Origin of the sequence: Mycobacterium barrassiae (assembly GCF_025822765.1) — a bacterium.
GTDB lineage: Bacteria > Actinomycetota > Actinomycetes > Mycobacteriales > Mycobacteriaceae > Mycobacterium > Mycobacterium barrassiae.
Genome location: NZ_JACKUK010000024.1, coordinates 1 through 5,781 on the forward strand (window position 1 = coordinate 1; position 5,781 = coordinate 5,781).

The following is a 5,781-nucleotide window of genomic DNA, read 5'->3' on the forward strand; positions in this document are numbered from 1 at the left end:
TCAGCGAAGTACAAATCCACCGGAAGCGTCCCCCTCAACGGCCCTTCTGTAGTCAGGGTTGCGGGCACTGTAACGGGGTGGCGCATGGATCCGAGTGAGACACGCCCAAATACAGCGCATAACGGCTTGCGGATGTGGAAACTTCCTCGTAGTGGCATACCGGGAGTTACGTGCTCTCGAGCTGGACGTACTAAAGCGCCGTCGAGACCTCGACATGGAGGCGATCGCCGCCGGTAAGAAGGTCGAGCGTGCCCAACTTTCGCTGGACGTCACGGCGAACATCAAAGTCACACTCGACCACTTCTTCGGCATCGAGATCGAGGAGTGGCCAGCGCGTATCGCAGAGACCGCGATGCTGCTGGTGGACCACCTCGCTAACCAGCAGATGGCCGAGGAGTTCGGCGTCGCGCCTGACCGCCTGCCGATCAGGATTGCACCGGAGATCAGACACGCGAACTCGCTTGAAATTGAATGGAGTGCCGTTTGCGCCGCCGATTCGGGACTACTTGTGATTGGCAACCCGCCCTATCTAGGGCCACGCCTGCAATCTGCTCGGCAGAAGGCCAATCAAAAGTCCATCTGGGGTGACGTCTCCGGATCGGGCACACTCGACTACGTAACTAACTGGTTTCTGAAGGCTGCGCGCTTCATCAGTGGAACTGAAGCGCGGGTCGCATTCGTCTCGACCAATTCAATTACTCAGGGCGGTCAGCCAGCCATTATTTGGAGCCAGCTTCACAAACTAGGTATGCGCATTGACTTTGCACATCGCACGTTCGTGTGGGGTAACGATATTCGTGACTCCGCGGCTGTCCACTGCGTGATTATTGGTTTCAGCTATGGGGGTAGCCGGGGTCCGAGAATCATTTGGACAGAAGATTACTTGGGATCTGAGCCTGTGCGTGCGGGCAATATCAATCCGTTTCTCCTGGACGCCCCCGATATGTATGTGTGGAGTATCAGTAAGCCGATCGTGGCCGGCGTTCCACCGATGTCGGTAGGTAATGAGCCGCGAGACGGCGGTCACCTATCGAAGATTTCTGCGGAGGACGCAGAGCTGATCCGACGGGCGGATCCCTTAGCAGCGAAGTATCTCCGTCGTCTCGTTGGAGCTCGGGAGCACCTCAATTCGCAGTGGCGTTACTGCCTCTGGTTGCTGGATGCATCCCCGTCCGACATCGAATCGTCACCGGTACTGCGTGAGCGGGTCGCATTGGTTGCCGCTGAACGGAACGGTGCGAAAGGCGCGAAAGGACGAGCGGCCGACCGGCCGTGGCGATTCGGTGCGATCTTCCAACCCGCCGACGACTTCTTGCTTGTGCCCAGTGTCTCGTCAAAGGATCGCATGTATATCCCTGTCGCGATGTACGGCAGAGATGTCATTGTGAACAACTCCGTATTCTTTGTTAGCCCGGCCGATCTCGTAACCTTCGCATTTCTGCAGAGCAAGCTCTTCACGAACTGGGTGAGTGTTGTCTCAAGTCGGATGAAGTCGGATTTCCAAATTTCCGTAGGATCGGTCTACAACACCTTCCCCTTCCTCGCTGTAGACGCTACACAGCGTGAATTACTCACTGACAAGGCGACCGCCATCCTGACGGAGCGCGAGAAACACCCCAGCTTGTCTCTGGCGCAGATGTACGACCCCGACGCAATGCCGCGGAGGTTGCGAGAACTGCACGCTGAATTGGATATCGCCCTGCTACGGATGTATGGGCTCACCCCAGAGGTAAACGACTACGAAATCTCTGCCGCGCTATTCGAGAGATACGCAGCGCTGGTAAGTGACTCGACGAGCACTAGGTACGACGCGGGGTTCGACTCGGCGGAAGCAGTAGACCAGCGGAAGTCACCGCGGCGATGAGCGCGTCTACCCCCGTAATTACGCTGCATTTGACGGGGGAGGAACACCGGGATGGCGCACGTCAATCCACCGAAAGTTCTTGATGTACGGGGAACGCCTGGTGACGCGTAAGGAAGAACTGCGCATGCAGGTGGACTACCCGTCGGACCCGCACACCCGCCTCAAGCACGCCTTCTACCGCCGGTACATCGCGTGCTGGATGGGTAAGGTTCTGCAGGGCAGGTGGGCGAAGCCGGGGACGATCATCGACGGATTCGCCGGTTCCGGGATGTACTCCGATGGCCTCGACGGCAGCGCGATCATGATCGCGAAGTTGTTCCGCGACCACCTCTGCCGCCCGAACTTCCAGCCGCTCACCTACGTAACGAACGACCTCGACCCGCGCCGCTGCGACGCGCTGGACAGGCGCATGAAAGCTCTTCCGGCAGACGACCGAATCCATCACATACCGGTCGGCCCGAAGAAGTTCGAGGACATCGTCGCCGAGGTGCGAAAGCAACACGCGCCGCCGGGAACACAGACAATGTGGATCATCGACCCGTACGGACTCAAGCAGATCCCTTGGTCCACCGTCTCGGAGATCGTGAAGGTCCCCAAAAACGACGCGGTGATCACGTTCATGGCCGACGAAGCTCACCGATACCGCACTAATCCGGCGATGGTCTCTGTGATGAACGGCCTCTACGGCGACCGCTCCTGGCAGAGCATTCCCGACGGTCTCAGCACAGCGCAGTCCAAGGCCGCGCTCGTCAAGCTTTACTGCGACAAGCTAGAAGCGCTCGGGTGCCACACCTCATCGTTCGACGTCGACGTCGCACGCCGGTACACCCGGTACTCGCTGATCTTCGCAACGCACCATCAGGCAGGGCTCGAATGCTGGAACTCCGCTAAATGGTCTGCGGACCCCACCAGCGGCCGCGGGGCCAGCGCCGTCACAGCGTTTCAGCCGAGTTTGCTCGAACCCGACATTCAGCCCCTGATCGATGACTTCCGGAAGCGTGTCGGTATTCACGATTTCGCCGAGCTGGTCAACCAAGCGCAGATCCTCGGTCACACGGAACCACATGTTCGCACCACGCTCGACGAGCTGTTTCGCGAGGGGGTCGTGGTCCGGTTGTCTCCATCCACCGCGCCGAAGAATGCACCCTGGCCGGCTACGAGCCGCATCCGAATATTCGAGGCGGCACCGGACGATGAAGGGGACGACAGCGAGGCTTAGGCTGTTGCCGCACAGGGCATTTCGTCCCACAGCTGCCCGTCGAGCTCACGGCCGGCGGCCTTCGGGGTGCGACCGCCCCACTGCTTGAAGAAGAAGGGCACCTCGGCCTCGGTGCACGCATCGCGGATGCCGCGGGCCCAGGACAGCTGCATCGGCCGGTACCGCGGCCCGCTCTCGCCACCGGCGATCACCCAACCGATGCCAGTCAGGTCAATCCCGTCGAGCGGCCCGAGCAGCGGTTCACACGACAGGAACCGGACGGCGGCTGGCACCTCGCGGAGATGGTCGACTCGACTGAGGACATCCGAGCTCTCCACCGAAACTCCCATCCAGAGGTTGTCCGGCCAGTCCAGCTTGTCGGCCACGCGCCGGAGCCGCAGACTCCGCTTCGTCAGTACCTGGTAGGTGTGCTGCGGGGTGTCACGGCAGACGTCGAACACGTCGCGGATGAAGTCGAGTGGCACCTTCACGTGGAACAGGTCGCTCATCGAGTTCACGAACACCACGCGGGAGTTACGCCAGCGCCGCGGCTCGTCGAGGGCTTGCGGGTGGATTGTGACGCCGAAGCCGGGACCTGAGGTGCGAGGGTCGCCATCCTGCTGGTACTTCGCCGAGCCCATCGCCTTCAGGCGTTTCGCCAGAGTCATCGCGTAGCAGTGGTCGCAGCCTGCGGACACGCGGTCGCAGCCGGTGACGGGGTTCCAGGTCGCCTCGGTCCACTCGATCGCTGACCGGTCCGCCATCGCACACTCCCCTCAGCTAAGGCTTCTTGCTGTTGCGGTCACTCTATGGTCAGGTACCGACGACGTCGCACAGAGCCATTGTTGCCGGTGTGTCGGGAGTGGCTCGCGCGCGCGTGTCGGCACTGTATTCGGTGGGGTTCGAACCAAAAGGTGTGACGGGCACGTCCGTGTCTCAATCATTCCTCGGGGTACCGGGACGCGAGCTCCTTGGCCCATGTCCAGGCATAGCTCTTGTTTCTGCGGAATCGAACCTTGTTGGCTACTTTCGGCATCCGCGTGATTAACTCCGCGGCTTCAAGATCCCTGATCGGGTCTTGAATGCTGCTCAGATTCTCGAATCCCAGTTCGTCAGCCAGTTTCGAGAGTGCGAATTCCCTCCCTCCGCGGGCAATTCCCACCATCACCGACAGGCGATGCGCCTGGCCGAACAGCACGCGCGACAGCTCACGCAATTCATTGCTTTCAGCCAGAGACACGACTAAATCCTAACTGCAACAAGTGTTACGCGTTACGCGTAACGCGTTGTATCCTGGACGCGTGGACCGGCCGCTTCTGACTCCCAATGCGGTCGTACTGGTTGCGATCGACGCTCTGGGACGGCACGCGGAACAGATCGGTGCTGAACTAGGTCGCGATTCTTGGATTCGTCAAGCACTCATCGAGGAAGCGCTGCAGGCGCTTCCGTGCGGCCTTGCGCAACGGGCATTACGGCGGTTGAGGACTGGCAGGCGAAGGGTAAGCGAAACGGCCGCCGACGCAGTCTTCTACGACTTGACATTGAATGGTTGGCTCATCCCACGGGGCGTGCACTCAGAAGCAACGTGGGAAATCGACACCGGTCGGCAGGATGAGATCGATGGACTGTGGGCGGCACTCACCGATTTAGAGCGACGCGCAGTAGAGCGAGCAGCTCAGCGGACGATGGCACTATCTGTCGCCTGGTCGAACAAGCTGCGGGCGCGGGATGAATCTAGAACATCCACGTCGAGGTCGTCCAAGCCGTAACGGCGCCATCCATTGCCGCGGTTCATCTGCGTCGATAGACGGAATCCGCCCTTGCGCAGCCGAACGGCCTCAACTCGGACGCGGCGGTCTCGATGGTGGCGGAACGGCGCCTCCCATCGAAGCGAGTCGGTCTCCGCCCAGTCGATGACACGGGCCCTTGATAGGGCGTTGTCCATCTCGCTCGCAGTCTGAAAGCGTTGGCCCGGAACAGAATGCACGGACTTGGTCAGGGCACGACGCAAGGATCGCGATGCCCAGATGGGGTGGCTGCGCTCGGCCATTGACAGCGGAGAAACGCCTCGCAGCAGTCGGCGCACTACGTGTGTCTTAGGGTACGCGTCATAGTCGAATCCGCCTTTGAGCAACTCCAGCAGCACGAGTCCCATCGGGTACAAGTCGCTCGCTCGGGTGAGAACGCCAGTTCCGACCAGTTCGGGTGGGCTGTACAGCGTGGGGATGTCCAGCGCCGGGGTGCGCCCGTCCTCGCCGATGCGGCCGGCGCAACCCAAGTCTCCTACCCTGGCGAGGAATTCGTCACCGGTCAGCAGAATGTTGGGGCTCTTGATGTCACGGTGCAGGATGCCGTGCACCTCATGGAGGTGTCCCAACCCACGTAATGCAGCCTGCACGATGCGTACGGCTTCTGTAGGGACGAATCGCTCGCCGCGGAGGAATGCGTCGGTCAGGCTACCCCGTTCGTAGTACGGGGTGACGATCTCAATCACCCGCATCGGTTTCGGAAAGCCGTCAACAACCGGTGCAGCCAGGATCGGCACCACGTGGTCGTGTCGAATCTGTCGCAGGATTGCTGGCTCCGGCAGCACGTCATGGTCAAGTCCACGGACGTGGTGTACGACGTCGTCGCGTGATTCTTCGATGTGATGGTTCAGGCGGTCAGTGCCGCGGGGGTGGCCTCCTGTTCGGTCGGGGTGTCGTTGACGGTGCGTGAT

General features: G+C 60.9%; 5 protein-coding genes. 2 read left to right on the forward strand and 3 right to left on the reverse strand.

Annotated features, from left to right (window positions below; genetic code table 11):
* Window positions 1-94: 94 nt before the first annotated feature.
* Window positions 95-1,864, forward strand: coding sequence for a DNA methyltransferase (locus H7J93_RS14505; RefSeq protein WP_308204916.1), 1,770 nt, complete (start codon window positions 95-97; stop codon window positions 1,862-1,864).
* 100 nt (window positions 1,865-1,964) lie between these two features.
* The gene (gene tcmP, locus H7J93_RS14510; protein WP_165614105.1) at window positions 1,965-3,083 is read left to right on the forward strand and encodes a three-Cys-motif partner protein TcmP; all 1,119 of its coding nucleotides are present in this window, start codon (window positions 1,965-1,967) and stop codon (window positions 3,081-3,083) included.
* On the opposite strand, the gene H7J93_RS14515 is transcribed toward tcmP, so the two are convergent.
* From H7J93_RS14515 to H7J93_RS14525, 3 genes are all read right to left on the reverse strand, one after another.
* Window positions 3,080-3,826: a DUF5131 family protein gene (locus tag H7J93_RS14515; RefSeq protein ID WP_068151161.1), complete on the reverse strand. Its 747-nt coding sequence runs from the start codon at window positions 3,824-3,826 to the stop codon at window positions 3,080-3,082. The genes tcmP and H7J93_RS14515 overlap by 4 nt on opposite strands.
* 176 nt (window positions 3,827-4,002) lie before the next feature.
* On the reverse strand, window positions 4,003-4,302 hold the full coding sequence (locus H7J93_RS14520; RefSeq protein WP_079634664.1) for a hypothetical protein: 300 nt from the start codon (window positions 4,300-4,302) through the stop codon (window positions 4,003-4,005).
* A gap of 435 nt (window positions 4,303-4,737) precedes the next feature.
* Window positions 4,738-5,781 carry a protein kinase domain-containing protein gene (locus tag H7J93_RS14525; protein ID WP_267307015.1) on the reverse strand — a complete coding sequence of 348 codons (1,044 nt, stop codon included), beginning with the start codon at window positions 5,779-5,781 and terminating at the stop codon, window positions 4,738-4,740.

Bases quoted from the DNA above. Each gene is read 5' to 3' on its own strand.
- H7J93_RS14515 (WP_068151161.1), bottom strand. From the start codon at position 3,826: ATGGCGGACCGGTCAGCGATCGAGTGGACCGAGGCGACCTGGAACCCC.